This window comes from Streptomyces jeddahensis, assembly GCF_001642995.1.
Lineage (GTDB): Bacteria > Actinomycetota > Actinomycetes > Streptomycetales > Streptomycetaceae > Streptomyces > Streptomyces jeddahensis.
Map to the genome: position 1 here is coordinate 48,810 of NZ_LOHS01000038.1, position 16,158 is coordinate 64,967.

General features: G+C 70.5%; 16 protein-coding genes. 7 read left to right on the plus strand and 9 right to left on the minus strand.

The annotated features are described in order from the left end of the window. Window positions 1-194 precede the first annotated feature (194 nt). Window positions 195-2,129: a Stk1 family PASTA domain-containing Ser/Thr kinase gene (gene pknB / locus STSP_RS05070; RefSeq protein ID WP_067272594.1), complete on the plus strand. Its 1,935-nt coding sequence runs from the start codon at window positions 195-197 to the stop codon at window positions 2,127-2,129. A gap of 81 nt (window positions 2,130-2,210) precedes the next feature. Further along, on the plus strand, window positions 2,211-3,080 hold the full coding sequence (locus STSP_RS05075) for a deoxyribonuclease IV (protein ID WP_067272595.1): 870 nt from the start codon (window positions 2,211-2,213) through the stop codon (window positions 3,078-3,080). 33 nt (window positions 3,081-3,113) lie between these two features. Here the strand turns inward: STSP_RS05075 and STSP_RS05080 are convergent, their stop codons facing one another. After that, entirely contained in the window at window positions 3,114-3,746 is a 633-nt protein-coding gene (locus STSP_RS05080; RefSeq protein ID WP_067272597.1) for a sulfite oxidase-like oxidoreductase, read from the minus strand. A 155-nt stretch (window positions 3,747-3,901) separates the two neighbouring features. Between STSP_RS05080 and bfr the strand changes: the two genes are divergently transcribed. Continuing rightward, window positions 3,902-4,396 (plus strand): bacterioferritin, encoded by a 495-nt coding sequence (bfr, locus tag STSP_RS05085; protein WP_067272600.1) that lies wholly within the window; start codon window positions 3,902-3,904, stop codon window positions 4,394-4,396. Between the two features lie 37 nt (window positions 4,397-4,433). Here bfr and STSP_RS05090 read toward each other — a convergent pair whose 3' ends face one another. Together STSP_RS05090 and STSP_RS05095 are read right to left on the minus strand one after the other, a co-directional pair. Beyond that, a complete protein-coding gene (locus tag STSP_RS05090) occupies window positions 4,434-4,673 on the minus strand; it encodes a (2Fe-2S)-binding protein (RefSeq protein WP_078066892.1) in 240 nt (79 codons plus the stop codon). Window positions 4,674-4,858: 185 nt separating this feature from the next. Then, window positions 4,859-6,211 carry a class II 3-deoxy-7-phosphoheptulonate synthase gene (locus STSP_RS05095; protein ID WP_067272605.1) on the minus strand — a complete coding sequence of 451 codons (1,353 nt, stop codon included), beginning with the start codon at window positions 6,209-6,211 and terminating at the stop codon, window positions 4,859-4,861. A 165-nt stretch (window positions 6,212-6,376) separates the two neighbouring features. Here STSP_RS05095 and STSP_RS41110 point away from each other — a divergent pair, with 165 nt between their 5' ends. After that, complete coding sequence (locus STSP_RS41110) at window positions 6,377-6,433, plus strand: trp operon leader peptide (protein WP_078066895.1); 57 nt, start codon at window positions 6,377-6,379, stop codon at window positions 6,431-6,433. Between the two features lie 104 nt (window positions 6,434-6,537). After that, window positions 6,538-8,433: an anthranilate synthase family protein gene (locus STSP_RS05100; RefSeq protein ID WP_067272608.1), complete on the plus strand. Its 1,896-nt coding sequence runs from the start codon at window positions 6,538-6,540 to the stop codon at window positions 8,431-8,433. Here STSP_RS05100 and STSP_RS05105 read toward each other — a convergent pair. From STSP_RS05105 to STSP_RS05125, 5 genes are all read right to left on the minus strand, one after another. Beyond that, window positions 8,376-9,380 (minus strand): 2-hydroxyacid dehydrogenase, encoded by a 1,005-nt coding sequence (locus STSP_RS05105; RefSeq protein ID WP_067272611.1) that lies wholly within the window; start codon window positions 9,378-9,380, stop codon window positions 8,376-8,378. The two genes, STSP_RS05100 and STSP_RS05105, sit on opposite strands and share 58 nt — an antisense overlap. A gap of 132 nt (window positions 9,381-9,512) precedes the next feature. Then, a complete protein-coding gene (locus STSP_RS05110) occupies window positions 9,513-10,541 on the minus strand; it encodes a 6-phosphofructokinase (protein ID WP_067272613.1) in 1,029 nt (342 codons plus the stop codon). A gap of 166 nt (window positions 10,542-10,707) precedes the next feature. After that, window positions 10,708-11,355, minus strand: a complete 648-nt coding sequence (locus STSP_RS05115) for a response regulator (protein WP_067272644.1) — start codon at window positions 11,353-11,355, stop codon at window positions 10,708-10,710. 115 nt (window positions 11,356-11,470) lie between these two features. Beyond that, window positions 11,471-12,700, minus strand: coding sequence for a MacS family sensor histidine kinase (gene macS / locus STSP_RS05120; RefSeq protein WP_078066893.1), 1,230 nt, complete (start codon window positions 12,698-12,700; stop codon window positions 11,471-11,473). Window positions 12,701-12,742: 42 nt separating this feature from the next. Further along, a complete protein-coding gene (locus STSP_RS05125; RefSeq protein WP_107441200.1) occupies window positions 12,743-13,543 on the minus strand; it encodes a lysophospholipid acyltransferase family protein in 801 nt (266 codons plus the stop codon). 212 nt (window positions 13,544-13,755) lie between these two features. On the opposite strand from STSP_RS05125, the gene STSP_RS05130 reads away from it, so the two are divergent. Both STSP_RS05130 and STSP_RS05135 read left to right on the plus strand, forming a co-directional pair. Beyond that, the gene (locus STSP_RS05130; protein WP_067272618.1) at window positions 13,756-14,598 is read left to right on the plus strand and encodes an alpha/beta hydrolase; all 843 of its coding nucleotides are present in this window, start codon (window positions 13,756-13,758) and stop codon (window positions 14,596-14,598) included. Beyond that, entirely contained in the window at window positions 14,591-15,238 is a 648-nt protein-coding gene (locus STSP_RS05135; RefSeq protein WP_067272621.1) for a hypothetical protein, read from the plus strand. The genes STSP_RS05130 and STSP_RS05135 overlap by 8 nt, the downstream gene beginning before the upstream one ends. 122 nt (window positions 15,239-15,360) lie before the next feature. Here the strand turns inward: STSP_RS05135 and STSP_RS05140 are convergent, their stop codons facing one another. Next, window positions 15,361-16,122 (minus strand): endonuclease/exonuclease/phosphatase family protein, encoded by a 762-nt coding sequence (locus tag STSP_RS05140; RefSeq protein WP_067272623.1) that lies wholly within the window; start codon window positions 16,120-16,122, stop codon window positions 15,361-15,363. Between the last annotated feature and the right edge of the window lie 36 nt (window positions 16,123-16,158).

Consider the following 16,158-nt stretch of genomic DNA (forward strand, 5'->3'; position numbering starts at 1 on the left):
GTGCCGTCCGTTATCTGCGGCGCCGCCGTGGCTGGTCGCGCCCACGCGGCGGAGCCGCATATCGATACAGCCCCGCGCCCCTGAAGGGGCGCCCCTTCAGGCGCTGCGGGAACAGTCACAGCTGTGCTGCATTCCATGCTCGGAAGTCCCGCAGCGGGCGGGGGCTGACAGTCCCGGCTCGTAGACTCGCCTCCGTGGACACGACCCTTCAGGACCCCCTCGTCGGGCAGGTGCTCGACGGCCGGTACCGCATCGACGCCCGTATCGCGGTCGGCGGGATGGCCACGGTCTACCGGGCCGTGGACACCCGCCTCGACCGCGTCCTCGCGCTCAAGGTGATGCACCCTGCGCTCGCCGCCGACGGGTCGTTCGTCGAGCGCTTCATCCGTGAGGCGAAGTCGGTGGCGCGCCTCTCGCACCCCAATGTGGTCGGCGTCTACGACCAGGGCACGGACGGCGGCTACGTCTACCTGGCCATGGAGTACGTCGCCGGGTGCACCCTGCGTGACGTGCTGCGGGAGCGCGGGGCCCTCCAGCCGCGGGCCGCGCTGGACATCCTGGAGCCGGTGCTGGCCGCCCTCGGCGCCGCGCACCGCGCCGGCTTCGTGCACCGCGACATGAAGCCGGAGAACGTGCTCATAGGGGACGACGGACGGGTCAAGGTCGCCGACTTCGGGCTCGTACGGGCCGTGGACACCGTGACCAGCACCACCGGAGCCGTGCTCGGCACCGTCTCGTATTTCGCGCCGGAGCAGATCGAGCACGGCACCGCGGACCCGCGCGTCGACGTGTACGCGTGCGGTGTCGTCCTCTACGAGATGCTGACCGGCGGCAAGCCGCACTCCGGCGACTCCCCGGCCCAGGTGCTCTACCAGCACCTCAACGAGGACGTGCCGCCGCCGTCGGCCGCCGTGCCGGGCCTGCCCTACGCGCTCGACGAACTCGTCGCGTCCGCGACCGCCCGTACGCCCGAGGTGCGCCCGCACGACGCGGTGGCGCTGCTGGCGAGCCTCCGGGAGGCGCGGGCCGGGCTCACCGACGAGCAGCTGGACGCGGTGCCGCCGGGCGCCCGTGGCGACGGGCATGACGGGCGCGACATCTCCGGTGACCGTACGAGCGTGATTCCCCGCGGGCTGTCCGTGGCGCGGCCGCTGCCGGTGAACGACGACGCCGACGAAGCCGTACTCAACCGCACGAGCCGGCTGGAGAGCCCGCCCCCGGCTGCTCCACGCCGTACGGGAGGCGGCCGGCGCGGCATGTTCGCGGTGATCGCCGCGGTGCTGCTGGCGCTGGGGCTCGGCGCCGGCGTGTGGTACATCAACTCCGGCCAGTTCACGAAGGTGCCGCCGCTGCTGACGAAGACCGAGGCGCAGGCCAGGGAGCGGCTCGCGGACGCCGGTCTCGAGGTGAACGGCGTCAAGCGCCAGTACAGCGACACCGTCACGCGCGGCACCGTCATCAGCAGCGACCCCACGGCCGGCGCGCGCATCCGCCACAACGACGGCGTGACGCTGACGATCTCGCTGGGCCCGGAGACCGTGCAGGTCCCCGATCTGCAGGGCCTGCCGCTGGCGCAGGCGAAGTCCGAGCTGAAGGACGCCGGGCTCGAGCCGGGCATGGTCACCCGGGCGTTCAGCGAGGAGATCGACAGGGGCTCCGTGATCAGTACGGAGCCGTCGGCGGGCATCGTGCGCCGGGCCGGCTCGGCCGTCGCGCTGACCGTCAGCAAGGGCAGGCCCGTGGACGTGCCCGACGTCACGGGCGAATCGATCGAGGACGCGACCGCCGACCTGGAGGACGAGGGCCTGAAGGTGAAGATCGCCTCTGCCCAGGTGAACTCCGAGTTCGACGCGGGCCTGGTGGCGAGGCAGTCGCCGGCCGCGGACCGCCAAGTCGCGGAGGGCGACACGATCACGCTCACGATCTCCAAGGGCCCGGTGATGGTCGAGGTCCCCGACGTGGTGGGCGACAGCGTGGACGAGGCCCGGCAGAAGCTCGAGGACGCCGGGTTCCAGGTCAGGGAGGACCGCGGACTGTTCGGGCTCTTCGGCGACACGGTGAAGAGCCAGTCGGTGGAGGGCGGCGACGAGGCCCCCAAGGGCTCGACGATCACCATCAAGATCGGCTGACGGGCACGGGCCCCCGCTTTTGGGCGCCCGTTCCTACCACCGCTGCCGGACCACGCCCAGCCCCATGACACCCTGAGGGGTGTGACAACCCAGCAGTCCCGCAATCCCGTCGGCAGCCATGTCCCCGTGGCCGGCGGCCTCTCCACCGTCGGTCTGTCGTACGCGCGCGAGATCGGCGCCGAGACCGTCCAGGTCTTCGTCGCCAATCCGCGCGGCTGGGCGACGCCCGTCGGCAACGCGAGGCAGGACGAGGAGTTCCGCGCGGCCTGCGCCGCCGAGTCGGTGCCCGCGTACGTGCACGCCCCGTATCTGATCAACTTCGGTTCGCATACCGAGGCGACGGTCGAGCGGTCCGTGGAGTCGCTGCGGCACTCGCTGCGCCGCGGCCGCGAGATCGGCGCGCTGGGCGTCGTCGTGCACACCGGCTCGGCAACCGGTGGCCGCGACCGCGCCGTCGCCCTCAAGCAGGTACGCGAGCACATGCTGCCGCTGCTCGACGAGCTGACCCACGACGACGATCCGTATCTGCTGCTGGAGTCCACCGCGGGCCAGGGCGCCTCGCTCTGCTCCCGCACCTGGGATTTCGGCCCGTACTTCGAGGCTCTCGACGCCCACCCGAAGCTCGGTGTCTGCCTGGACACCTGCCATGTCTTCGCGGCGGGCCACGACCTGGCAGGACCGAGCGGGATGAAGCAGACCCTCGACCGGCTGGTGGACACGGTCGGCGAGGGGCGTCTCCGCCTCATCCACGCCAATGACTCGAAGGATGTGGTGGGGGCCCACAAGGACCGTCACGAGAACATCGGCAGCGGCCACATAGGCGAGGACCCGTTCCGCGAGCTGTTCAGCCACCCCGCGACCGAGGGGGTGCCGCTGGTCATCGAGACACCGGGCCGCAAGGAGGGCCACGCGGCGGACGTGGCGCGCCTGAAGAAGCTCCGGGACGGCTGACCGATCCGAGGCCGGTGAGTGGCCGCCGGTGAGTCAGAGCTCGGGGCCGTCCCCGGGCTCCTCCTGGTACGAGTAGCGCTGCTCTCGCCAGGGGTCGCCGATGTTGTGGTAGCCGCGCTCCTCCCAGAAGCCGCGCCGGTCGGCGGTCATGTACTCGACGCCGCGGACCCATTTGGGCCCCTTCCAGGCGTACAGATGGGGCACGATGAGCCGCAGCGGAAAGCCGTGCTCGGCGGTGAGGAGCTCGCCGTCCTTGTGTGTCGCGAAGATCGTCCGGTCGGACATGAAGTCGGACAGCCGCAGATTCGAGCTGAAGCCGTACTCCGCCCAGACCATCACATGGGTGACATCGGGCGCGGGCGGCGCGAGCTCCAGGACGGTCGTGGCCGGGACGCCGCCCCATTCGGCGCCGAGCATGCTGAACTTCGTGACGCAGTGCAGATCGGCCACGACCGTTGCGTACGGGAGGGCCGAGAACTCCTCGTGGGTCCAGCAGTGCTTGTCCCCGTCGGCGGTGGCGCCGAAGACCCGGAACTCCCAGCGCTCGGGCCGGAACTTGGGTACGGGACCGTAGTGCGTGACCGGCCAGCCCTTCTGCAGTCGCTGTCCCGGTGGCAGCTCGGACTGCACTGCTTCCCGAGATTCGCGACCCGACGGATGACCCATGCCTCCATCCTGACAGACGGGAGGGAGTGCAATTGACCGGCCCCGCGTCGATTCCGGACAACTCCCACTAAGCGTGCACTTACTGGACGACCTACCGCAGCGGTGCAAGGATGCGCGCCATATGGCCCGTCACACACTGGGAAGGAGCCTCTGCGATGCAGGGCGACCCCGAGGTCCTCGAGTTCCTGAATGAGCAGCTGACCGCCGAGCTCACGGCGATCAACCAGTACTTCCTGCACTCGAAGATGCAGGAGAACTTCGGCTGGTGGAAGCTCGCGAAGTACACCCGTGCGGAGTCCTTCGACGAGATGAAGCACGCCGAGACGCTCACCGACCGCATCCTTTTCCTCGACGGCCTGCCCAACTACCAGCGGCTGTTCCACGTCCGGGTCGGCCAGACGCTCACGGAGATGTTCCAGGCCGACAAGCAGGTCGAGGTGGAGGCGATCGACCGTCTCCGGCGCGGGATCGAGGTCATGCGGGCCAAGGGGGACATCACGTCGGCCAACATCTTCGAGATGATCCTCGCCGACGAGGAGCACCACATCGACTACCTCGACACCCAGCTGGACCTGATCGAGAAGCTGGGCGAAGCGCTGTACATCTCCACGGTCATCGAACAGCACCAGCCGTCGTCGACGAGCGACTGAGTCGGCCGCTCCCAGCTCGAGCGCCCTCCGCAGGGGCTCAGGCGGCCTCGGCGGACAGGACAGCCGTCGTCGGCTCGTCCTGCTGTTCGAGCAGGTCCCGACGCGGGCAGGCGCCCCGCCCCAGCAGCGCCTGGATACGACGTACGCACGACCCGCAGTCCGTACCGGCCTTGCAGGCCGAGGCTATCTGCCGGGGTGTGCAGGCACCGGAGGCCGCGTGGTCCTTCACCTGCGCTTCGGTCACACCGAAGCAGCTGCAGACGTACACGCGGTTCACCTCCCCGGTGATGACGGACGGGATCGTCGAGTGCCATCCCGATCTCGTCGGTGAGGCTAACCTAACCTTACCCGGGACCGGAAGCGCGTAAAAGCCCCGGATGCGCCGGTGGGGCGCGGATCACACGGATCCGCGCCCCACTCCTGCGTAGAAGGCCTGCCGAAGGTCCTTACTGGTCCAGGTCCTTACTGGTCCCGGTACATCTCGGCGACCAGGAAGGCCAGGTCCAGCGACTGACTGCGGTTGAGCCGCGGGTCGCAGGCCGTCTCGTAGCGCTGGTGCAGATCGTCGACGAAGATCTCGTCGCCGCCGCCCACGCACTCGGTGACGTCGTCACCGGTCAGCTCCACGTGGATACCGCCCGGGTGGGTGCCCAGCGCCTTGTGGACCTCGAAGAAGCCCTTGACCTCGTCCAGCACGTCGTCGAAGCGGCGCGTCTTGTGGCCGGAGGCCGCCTCGAACGTGTTGCCGTGCATCGGGTCGGTCACCCAGGCGACCACGGCACCCGAGGCCGTGACCTTCTCGACCAGCTCGGGCAGCCGGTCGCGGATCTTGTCCGCGCCCATCCGCACGATGAAGGTCAGCCGGCCCTGCTCGCGCTCGGGGTCGAGGCGCTCGATGTACTGCAGCGCCTCCTCGGCCGTCGTGGTCGGGCCGAGCTTGATGCCGATCGGGTTGCGGATCTTCGACGCGAACTCGATGTGCGCCCCGTCCAGCTGGCGGGTGCGCTCACCGATCCACACCATGTGGCCCGAGACGTCGTACAGGTTGCCGGTACGCGAGTCCACACGAGTCAGCGCGGACTCGTAGTCCAGCAGCAGCGCCTCATGCGAGGAGTAGAACTCGACGGTCTTGAACTCCTCCGGGTCCGTGCCGCAGGCCCGCATGAAGTTCAGCGCGTTGTCGATCTCGCGCGCCAGCTGCTCGTAGCGCTGGCCCGAAGGGGACGACTTCACGAAGTCCTGGTTCCAGGCGTGCACCTGGCGCAGGTCGGCGTAGCCGCCGGTGGTGAAGGCGCGCACCAGGTTCAGCGTCGAGGCGGAGGCGTTGTACATCCGCTTCAGGCGCTGGGGGTCCGGGACGCGGGCCTCCTCGGTGAACTCGAAGCCGTTGACGGAGTCGCCGCGGTACGTCGGCAGGGTCACGCCGTCGCGGGTCTCGGTCGGCTTGGAGCGCGGCTTGGAGTACTGGCCGGCGATCCGGCCGACCTTCACGACCGGCACCGAGGCGGCGTAGGTCAGCACGGCGCCCATCTGGAGCAGGGTCTTGAGCTTGTTGCGGATGTGGTCGGCGGACACGGCGTCGAAGGCCTCGGCGCAGTCGCCGCCCTGGAGAAGGAACGCCTCTCCCTTGGCGACGGCCGCCATCCGGGCGCGCAGCTGGTCGCACTCGCCCGCGAAGACGAGCGGCGGATACGACTCGAGCTCCGCGACGACGTCGCGCAGAGCCTCGGCATCGGGGTACTCGGGCTGCTGCGCCGCGGGCAGGTCTCGCCAGGTGTTGCCACCGTCAGCGGTGGACTTAGCGTTCACGGTCACGTCCCCCACATTACGGGGTCGTGTCGGGCGCCCCCGACCCCGCTCAGCAAGTGAGACGGTGCGTGCTCGTTCGACGGCGCCTGCGATGCCGTCTTCGAAGCAGTCTTCGACGACGGGAACCACGTCTCGGGCCGCAGGGGCGCGGCATGGGGTAGGGTGCCGGGCATGTTCGCGCACACGACCCAGAACTGGTGGTGGACCGCTCATCCGGCGGCCCACTGACTGCGCGTACTCACAGACTCGCGAAGGCCGCCCGAGGGGCGGCCTTCGGTGTTTCCACGGGCCGTTCCTCCCAGCAGCACAAGCCCCAGGGAAGGAACCCCGCCGTGGACCTGCACAGACTGCTCGACGCCGACTGCCCGCCCTTCGCCCTGCTGCGCCGCCGCACTCCGGGTCGTGATCACGACACGGTCGAGGTGCTGGTCGGCCCGGTCGCCACGTACGACCGCCTCGCCGACCTCCCCGACGAGGGCCTCGCGCTCGTCCCCTTCCGGCAGATCCGGGAGCGTGGCTTCGACGTGACGGACGATGGCACCCCGCTCGCGGTGCTGACCGCCGAGGAGGCGTACGAGATGCCGCTCGCCGAGGCGCTCGCGCAGCTTCCCGCCCATGACGTGCGCGTCGAGGGCGGCGCCTTCGACGTGACCGACGACGCGTACGCGGAGATCGTCGGCCGTGTGCTGCGCGAGGAGATCGGGCGGGGCGAGGGCGCGAACTTCGTGATCCGGCGGACGTACGAGGGTGAGATCCCGGGCTTCACCAGGGAGGACGCCCTCGCGCTGTTCCGGCGGCTGCTGGTCGGCGAGCGCGGCGCTTACTGGACGTTCGTCGTGCACACCGGCGACCGGACGCTGGTCGGGGCCAGCCCGGAGGTGCACGTCCGCATGTCGGGTGGGACGGTCGTGATGAACCCGATCAGCGGGACGTACCGGTACCCGGCCGAGGGACCCACCCCCGAGCATCTGCTCGACTTCCTCGCCGACGGCAAGGAGATCGAGGAGCTCTCGATGGTCGTCGACGAGGAGCTCAAGATGATGTGCACGGTCGGCGACATGGGCGGTGTCGTCATCGGGCCGCGGCTGAAGGAGATGGCCCATCTCGCGCACACCGAGTACGAGTTGCGGGGACGGTCGTCCCTGGATGTGCGCGAGGTGCTGCGCGAGACGATGTTCGCGGCGACCGTCACCGGGTCGCCCGTGCAGAACGCGTGCCGCGTCATCGAGCGCCACGAAGTGGGTGGGCGGGGGTACTACGCAGGCGCCCTGGCGCTGGTCGGTCTCGACGCGAGCGGCGCACAGACCCTCGACTCCCCCATCCTCATCCGTACCGCCGACATCGACCCCGCGGGGCGACTGCGGGTCCCGGTCGGCGCGACCCTCGTGCGTGGCTCCGACCCGATGAGCGAGGTCGCCGAGACGCATGCCAAGGCGGCGGGCGTGCTGGCCGCGCTGGGGGTGCGCCCGGGACGGCCGCGCGAGGAGCGGGACCGGCCGGGCCTTGCGGACGACCCGCGCGTCCAGGCCGCCCTCGACGGGCGCCGCGCCGGGCTCGCGCCGTTCTGGCTGCGGATGCAGGAGAGGTCGTCGGCGCTGGAGGGGCACGCGCTGGTCGTCGACGGCGAGGACACGTTCACGGCGATGCTCGCGCATGTACTGCGTGCGTCGGGTCTCGAGGTGACCGTGCGGCGGTACGACGAGCCGGGGCTGCGCGACGCTGTGCTCGCGCACGAGGGTCCGCTGGTCCTCGGCCCGGGGCCCGGGGATCCGGGCGATACCGGCGACCCCAAGATGCGGTTCCTGCGGGCACTCACCGCCGAGGTCCTCGGCAGCCACCGGCACGGGGTGCTGGGCGTGTGCCTCGGCCACGAGCTGATCGCGGCGGAGCTGGGTCTGGAGATCGTGCGGAAGGAGGTGCCGTACCAGGGCGCGCAGACGGACATCGACCTCTTCGGGCGCCGGGAGACCGTCGGCTTCTACAACAGCTTCGTGGCGGCCTGCGACGACGACGCGGCCCTGGAGCTGGCGGCGCACGGGATCGAAGTCAGCCGGGACGCGGCCACGGGCGAGGTGCACGCACTGCGCGGAAACGGCTTCGCGGGGCTGCAGTTCCACCCCGAGTCGGTGCTGTCGCTGCGCGGCGCGGCGATCGTGCGGGAGCTCGTGGGTCAGCTCCTGGGAGCGGAGGGCACCAGGACGTTGTCGGAGCGGCGGCCCGCCTTGTAGTCCAGGACGTTGTGCAGCGTGGTGTCGATGATCTGGCCGACGGCGTCCTCGGTGTAGTACGCCTGGTGCGAGGTGACCAGCACGTTCGGGAAGGTGACGAGGCGGGCCAGGGTGTCGTCCACGACGATCTCCAGCGACTTGTCGAGGAAGAACAACCCTGCCTCCGCCTCGTACACATCGAGGCCGACGCCCGTGAAGCGGCCCTTGCGCAGCTCGTCGACGAGGGCCTGGGAGTCGATGAGTCCGCCGCGGCTGGAGTTCACCAGGATCACGTCGTTCTTCATGCTCTTCAGGGCCGCCGCGTCAATGAGGTTCTGCGTCGCGGGCATCAGCGGTACGTGCAGGCTGATCAGGTCGGCCTCGGCGAAGAGCCGCTCCTTCTCGACGTAGTCCATGCCGAGCTCGACGCAGGCGGGGTTCTCGGCGATGTCCCAGCCGAGCAGGTTCATGCCGAAGCCGTGCGCGATCCGCGTGAAGGCCTCGCCGATCTTGCCGGTGCCGAGCACTCCGACAGTGCGGCCGTGCATGTCGCGGCCCATCAGGCCGTCGAGCCGGAAGTCGAAGTCGCGGGTGCGGGTCGAGGCGCGGACGATGCGCCGGTTGATGGCCATGGCCAGCGACCAGGCGAACTCCGCGACCGAGTACGGCGAGTAGTACGAGACCCGGGCCACGGTGATGCCGAGGCGCTCGGCGACCTCCAGGTCGATGTTGTTGAACCCCGTGGAGCGCTGGGCGACCATGCGCGTTCCGCCGGCGGCGAGCATCTCCAGGACGCGGCCGGCCAGATCGGCGTTGACACTCGTGGAGATGATCTCGTGGCCGGCCGCGATGGGGGCGGTGTCCTCGTTGAGGAAGACGTCGAGGCACCGGATGTCGTGATGCCCTGCGAATGCCTTCTCGATCAGCGGTTTCTCATCGGACTGCACCCCGAAAGCGATGATTTCCACGACTTCTCCGGTGTTGCTGGGCTATAGGCCGATATCGCGAACATACGGCCCATAGCCCAGGCGTGCCACGCGAGGAGAGAGCGCCCCAGGTCAGCCGGAGAACACTCCAGGCCGGCCGGAGAACACTCCAGGTCAGCCGAAGAAGACCCCGACCTCCTCGTACAGCTTCGGGTCCACCGTCTTCAGCTTGGCGGTGGCCTCCGCGAGCGGGACGCGGACGATGTCCGTGCCGCGGAGGGCGACCATCGTGCCGAAGTCGCCGTCGCGCACCGCGTCGATCGCGTGCAGCCCGAAGCGGGTGGCGAGCCAGCGGTCGAAGGCGCTGGGGGTGCCGCCGCGCTGGACGTGGCCGAGCACGGTCGTGCGGGCCTCCTTGCCGGTGCGCTGCTCGATCTCCTTTGCCAGCCACTCGCCGACGCCGGAGAGCCGGACGTGGCCGAAGGAGTCGAGCGAGCCGTCCTTGAGCACCATGTCGCCGTCCTTGGGCATGGCTCCCTCGGCGACGACCACGATCGGCGCGTACGACGCCTTGAAGCGGGAGGTCACCCAGGCGCACACCTGGTCGACGTCGAAGCGCTGCTCGGGGATCAGGATGACGTTGGCGCCGCCCGCGAGGCCGGAGTGGAGTGCGATCCAGCCGGCGTGACGGCCCATCACCTCGACGACGAGCACGCGCATGTGCGACTCGGCGGTGGTGTGCAGCCGGTCGATCGCCTCGGTGGCGATGCCGACGGCCGTGTCGAAGCCGAAGGTGTAGTCGGTGGCGGACAGGTCGTTGTCGATGGTCTTCGGTACGCCCACGCACTTGATGCCGTACTCGTCGGCGAGGCGCGCCGCGACACCCAGGGTGTCCTCGCCGCCGATGGTGATCAGGGCCTCCACCTCGTACTTCGCGAGGTTCTCCCGGATCCGGCGGATGCCGTTCTCCTCCTTGAGGGGGTTCGTGCGCGACGAGCCGAGGATGGTGCCGCCCCGGGGGAGGATGCCGCGCACGGCGGGGATGCCCAGCGGCATGACGTCACCCTCGAGCGGACCGCGCCAGCCGTCACGGAAGCCGGTGAAGTCGTAGCCGTACTCCTGCACGCCCTTGCGGACGATGCCCCGGATGACGGCGTTGAGCCCGGGGCAGTCGCCGCCCCCGGTCAGTACTCCGACCCGCATGGAAATGTCCCTTCGCTCCGAATTGAGCTGATGCAGGCCACGCTAATGGTGACCCACGTCACTCCGGGACAGGGCGGCGCGTCAATTCCGGTGAATCATCGAGGGGTTGATCGAAAGCCCTTCACTCTAACGAGGGGCTTCCCCTGCGGGCTCGGTTGACGGGCGGTCAGGCTCCGTCGTCGAGTCCGCGCTCTATCGCGTACCGGACGAGCTCGACGCGGTTGTGGAGTTGCAGCTTGCCGAGGGTGTTCTGCACGTGGTTCTGCACGGTGCGGTGCGATATGACGAGCCGTTCGGCGATCTGCTTGTAGCTCAGGCCCTTGGCGACGAGCCGCAGCACCTCGGTCTCGCGCTCGGTGAGCTGCGGCGCCTTGGGCTCGTCCGGTGTGGAGGGCGCGGGCTCGGAGGCGAGCCTGCGGTACTCGCCGAGGACCAGACCTGCGAGGCCGGGCGTGAAGACGGCGTCGCCGACCGCCGTGCGGCGCACCGCGTCGATCAGCTCCTCCGTGGAGGCCGACTTCAGCAGATAGCCCGTGGCACCGGACTTGACCGCCTCCAGGACGTCGGCGTGCTCGCCGCTCGCGGACAGGACGAGCACCCGCAGCGCCGGGTCGGCCGCGACGAGCTCCTTGCAGACCTGGACGCCCGGCTTGACCGGCAGGTTGAGGTCCAGCACGAGCACATGGGGCTCCACGGCGCGGGCGCGGCGCACCGCCTGCTCGCCGTCGCCCGCCGTGGCGACCACGTCGAAGCCGGACTCCGTGAGATCGCGGGCGACGGCGTCCCGCCACATCGGATGGTCGTCGACGACCATCACCTTGATCCGCCCCTCCGACGGCACCGGGGTCTGCTCCCGCCCCTGCGACTGCACCGACGCCTGCTCCCGCCCGTGCGTCAACTCCTGGTCCTGCGCAGCCGCTTCGTTGTTCTCACTCATCGCTGAGCCGCCTTCCCCCTGAAACCTTGGGAACCTTCAGTTCGACCTCTGTGCCCTGGCCCGGTACCGAGACCAGCTCGGCCGTGCCCCCTATGTCCCGCAGCCGGCCCCGGATCGACAGGGCCACACCGAGGCGGCCCTCCCCCTCGGCCTGGGCAAGCCGTCCCTCCGGGATGCCGGGGCCGTCGTCCCGCACCGTCACGATCACCGCGTCCGGCTCGTCCTCGACGAGGATCCAGGCCCGCGCGCCGTCACCGGCGTGGTTGCGGACATTGTCCAGGGCGGCACTGACAGCGGCGGCGACCTCCCTCGCCGCGGCGGGCGCCAGCAGCACCGGGGCGCCCGGCTCCGAGAAGGTGACCCGCGCCCCGGCGTGCGGAGCGAGCAGCGACCGCAGGTCGCACGGCTCGCCCGCCGCGTCCTCGTCGTCCGGTACCTCCACCACCCGTACGACCGCCCCCTGCGATGCGTCCTCCGACGCGTGCGATGCGGTTACCAGGCCGCCCGCGACCAGCGCCCGCAGGGCGGCCTCCTGCTCGCCCGCCATACGGCCGAGCTCGGCGGCCTCGCCGCCGAGCGCCGTGCCGCGGCGCTGCACCATGGCGAGGACCTGCAGCACGCTGTCGTGGATGTCGCGGGCGAGCCGTTCACGTTCGCGGGTCGCGGCCTCGATCTCCAGGGCGCGGGCAAGGGTGCGCTCGGAGGCGCGGGCGACCTCGACGACGTAGCCGATGGCGATGGAGGCGACCCAGACCAGCAGGACGTTGTGGAAGGTGTCCTGGCTGAGCGCGCCGCGCTGGACGATGTTGGCGACGCCGACGAGCGCGGAGGCGACGGCTGCCCAGCGCCAGCCGCCCTTGAGGGCGTACGCGAGGACGGCGCCCGCCGTCCATATGGTCGGCAGCGTCGGTCCGCCGGCCACGATCCGCTCGTGCGCGTCGGCGACCGGTGTCAGCAGGATGCCGGTGAGCGCGATGGTGAGGTCGACGACGAGAAAGGGCTTGGTGCAGCTCGCCGCGCCCGAGACCTGGCGCAGCGTGGCCAGGGTCCAGACGAGCAGCACCGAGAAGTACGCGACGGCCACCCAGGGCCGGACGAACTCGTCGTACGCGGAGACGAAGAGCGCGATCGCGTACGCCATCGTGAGGACGCGGTACGCGGTGAGCGCACGCCACAGCGGCTGCTCGACCGACATCCTCATGACTCGCTCGCGCTTGGCCATGCTTCCCCCCAACCCCCGGCGTCCGCCGTTGCGCCGACGCCGCTACGAGCCGGCCTTGTCCTGCTCCGCCGTGTCCTTGCCGCCGGCCCCCGCCACCGCTCTGGCCTGCGCCTGAGCCTGGGCCTTCGCCTCCGCCTTGGCCGCCTCCCTCTCGGCCTTCGCGGCCTCCGCGATCTGCCGCTTCGCGGCGGTCGCGTAGATGTCGACGTACTCCTGCCCGGAGAGCTTCATGATCTCGTACATGACCTCGTCGGTCACCGCGCGCAGCACGAACCGGTCGTTCTCCATGCCCTGGTAGCGCGTGAAGTCGAGCGGTCTGCCGATGCGGATGCCCGGGCGCATCAGCTTCGGGACCACCTTCCCCGGCGGCTGGATCTTCTCGGTGTCGATCATCGCGACCGGGATGACCGGCGCGCCGGTGGCGAGCGCCACGCGCGCGAGGCCGCCGGGCTTGCCGCGGTACAGGCGGCCGTCGGGCGAGCGGGTGCCCTCCGGGTAGATGCCGAACAGCTCGCCGCGCTCGATGACCTCGATGCCGCTCTTGATGGCCGCCTCGCCCGCGCCCCGCGCGCCGGAGCGGTCCACCGGCAGCTGCCCGACGCCCTTGAAGAAGGCGGCGGTCATCCGTCCCTTGACGCCGGGCGTCGTGAAGTACTCGGCCTTGGCGATGAAGGTGATCTTCCGGTCGAGGACGGCGGGCAGGAAGAAGGAGTCCGAGAAGGACAGGTGGTTGCTCGCCAGGATGGCGGGGCCCTCGGCGGGAACGTTCTCCAGTCCTTCCACCCAGGGCCTGAAGGCGAGCTTCAGCGGCCCTCCGATGGAGAACTTCAATGCCTCGTAGATCACCCGAGTGCCTCCTGTTTCCGTGGATCAGACCTTAACCCGTGCCGGGCCCGCTCTCCGCCTGAGGAGGGCCGGTCAGCCGCTGCCCGGATCTGGTCGGTGTCAGTGCGGTCGCGTACGGTGAAGTACGCCTCCGAAGCACGTCCACGCACGTAGTCGGCGGACTACTGCCGGGGGTACCCCGTCCGAGCCTCATGAACTGGAGACCGAAGGTGCCGGTCCTTCCCGGAGCCGAGCCGTACCGCCACGAGGGCGGAGAGGTCGGCGTCCTCCTCTGTCACGGCTTCACCGGTTCCCCGCAGTCGCTGCGCCCCTGGGCGGAGTATCTGGCGGGTCGCGGGCTGACCGTCTCGCTGCCGCTGCTGCCCGGGCACGGCACGCGCTGGGAGGACATGCAGCTCACCACCTGGCAGGACTGGTACGCGGAGGTGGACCGCGAGCTGCGCGCGCTCCTCGAGCGGTGCAAGCAGGTCTTCGTCGCCGGTCTGTCCATGGGTGGGGCGCTCGCGCTGCGGCTCGCGGCCAGGCACGGGGACGCGGTCAGCGGTGTCGTGGTGGTCAACCCGGCGAACAAGGTGCACGGCCTCTCGGCGTACGCGCTGCCGGTCGCGCGGCACGTCGTCAGGACGACGAAGGGCATCACCAGCGACATCGCCAAGGAGGGCGCCCAGGAGATCGGGTACGACCGGGTGCCGCTGCACGCCGCGCACTCCCTGCGGATCTTCTTCCGGCTGGTCGACGGCGAGCTTCCGCAGGTCACACAGCCTTTGCTGCTGCTGCACAGCGCGCAGGACCATGTGGTGCCGGCGGCCGACTCGGCCCGCATCCTCAGCCGCGTGTCCTCCACGGACGTCACGGAGATCCTGCTGGAACAGAGCTACCACGTGGCGACGTTGGACCATGACGCGGACCGGATCTTCGAGGAGAGCCATGCCTTCGTCGGCCGGCTCGCGCCCGGCGCCACCGACGGCGCCGAGCGGTCCGGCGAGGGCGACACGGCCGGCGGGACCGAGGAGCCGGTCGGGGACAGGGAAGGGACGGCCACCGGTGGCTGAGCAGGACCGAAGGGAACCCGACCGCGACGAGGGCCGCGAGCCGGAGGAGCGGGGTGTGCCCTTCGACGAGGAGGCCGCCTGGAAGGCGATCGTCGCCGGGTACGGCGAGGAGCCCCCGGACCCGCCCGGCGCGAAGCCGTTCAAGTCCGTGGAGGACCTGGCGCTGCTGGAGATCGAGCACAACAACAGCCAGGGCCCGGCCGGCGCGGACAGGGACGGGGACGCCGATACGGACCCGGCCGACAAGGATTCCCCGGACGCACGCAGCAAGCCCGGTGGCGCCGAGGAGCCCGGCAAGCCTCTGGGCAGCTCCATCTCCTTCGCCCCCGGCGTCGGCCCCCGCGACTACGTCGCGCCGGAACCGTCCGACGACGACTTCGACGCGGACGACGAGGGACATTTCGTACCGCCGGAGCCGCCGCCCCTGCCCGCGGCCGACACCACGGCCAAGTTCGCCTGGCTGGCCGTCCTCGGCGGCCCGGTCCTGCTGCTCCTCGCCATACTGCTCGGCTGGGACATGACCTGGTGGCTGGCGACGCTCGGCATCGGCGGCTTCCTCGGCGGCTTCGCCACGCTCGTGGTGCGGATGAAGGACGACGAGGAGGATGACGACGACCCCGGGCGCGGGGCCGTCGTCTGACGGCAGCGCCCCTGAAGGGGCGCGGGGCTGTATCGATATGCGGCTCCGCCGCGTGGGCGCGACCAGCCACGACGGCGCCGCAGACGATCGACGGGCACATTGCGGCACTCCCAGCGGAGCGCTCAGGCTGGGGGAATTCTGAGGGCGGCCAGGACCGGCAGATGGTCCGTGGCCGCCCTCAGGTCCCTCTCGTGCACACCAGGGTGACCCACAGGAACCCCGCAGCCGAGGATTTCCACGCCGGGCGTCGCGAAGATCGCGTCGATGCGCTGGTGCGGATCGTCCGGAGTCGACGTGTACTCGGCGCCCCATGGCTTGGCGGCCCAGCAGTCCCGCAGCTCACCGGCCAGCCGCCGGAAGGTCCGCCCGTCCGGACGTTCGTTGATGTCCCCGCCCGCGACGGCGTACGGGACGCCCATCCCGGCGAGCCGGTCGAGGAGCATCCCGCCCTGCTCGTACCGCTCGTCCTTCTGCAGGCTCAGGTGGCAGCTCAGTACGCCGAGCCGGGCGGCGCCCCCGAAGCGTACGACCGCGGTCGCGAAGCCGCGGCGGTGCAGGCCGGGCGTGAGCGGCAGCAGGACGTCCTCGGTCCGCTCCACCGTGGCGCGCAGGGAGCACAGCAGCGCAGGGCCCGCCGCGGTGGCCCCGCCGGAGAGGGTCACCAGACCGGAGGCGGCCGCGAGCCGGGCCAGCTTCTTGCGCCAGCGGAAGAACCGCGGCGCCTCCTGGACCAGCACGAGGTCGGGCGCGCAGGCGCTGATCACGTGGGCGAGCGCGGCGGTGTCGTCGCGCATGGACCGGATGTTGTAGCTGAGCACTCGGACGACGGCCGAACCGTCGGGCTCGGTACGGGAGTTGGGCAGCGGACCTGGGCTCGTCTGCATAGCGATCAAGATACGGCAGGGCCAGCCGTCACCGAC

Excerpts from the sequence above, each read along its gene's own strand:
- STSP_RS05080 (WP_067272597.1), bottom strand. The coding sequence starts at position 3,746 with ATGGGTCATCCGTCGGGTCGCGAATCTCGGGAAGCAGTGCAGTCCGAG.
- bfr (WP_067272600.1), top strand. The coding sequence starts at position 3,902 with ATGCAGGGCGACCCCGAGGTCCTCGAGTTCCTGAATGAGCAGCTGACC.
- STSP_RS05110 (WP_067272613.1), bottom strand. The coding sequence starts at position 10,541 with ATGCGGGTCGGAGTACTGACCGGGGGCGGCGACTGCCCCGGGCTCAAC.
- STSP_RS05115 (WP_067272644.1), bottom strand. The coding sequence starts at position 11,355 with ATGGTCGTCGACGACCATCCGATGTGGCGGGACGCCGTCGCCCGCGAT.
- macS (WP_078066893.1), bottom strand. The coding sequence starts at position 12,700 with ATGGCCAAGCGCGAGCGAGTCATGAGGATGTCGGTCGAGCAGCCGCTG.
- STSP_RS05140 (WP_067272623.1), bottom strand. The coding sequence starts at position 16,122 with ATGCAGACGAGCCCAGGTCCGCTGCCCAACTCCCGTACCGAGCCCGAC.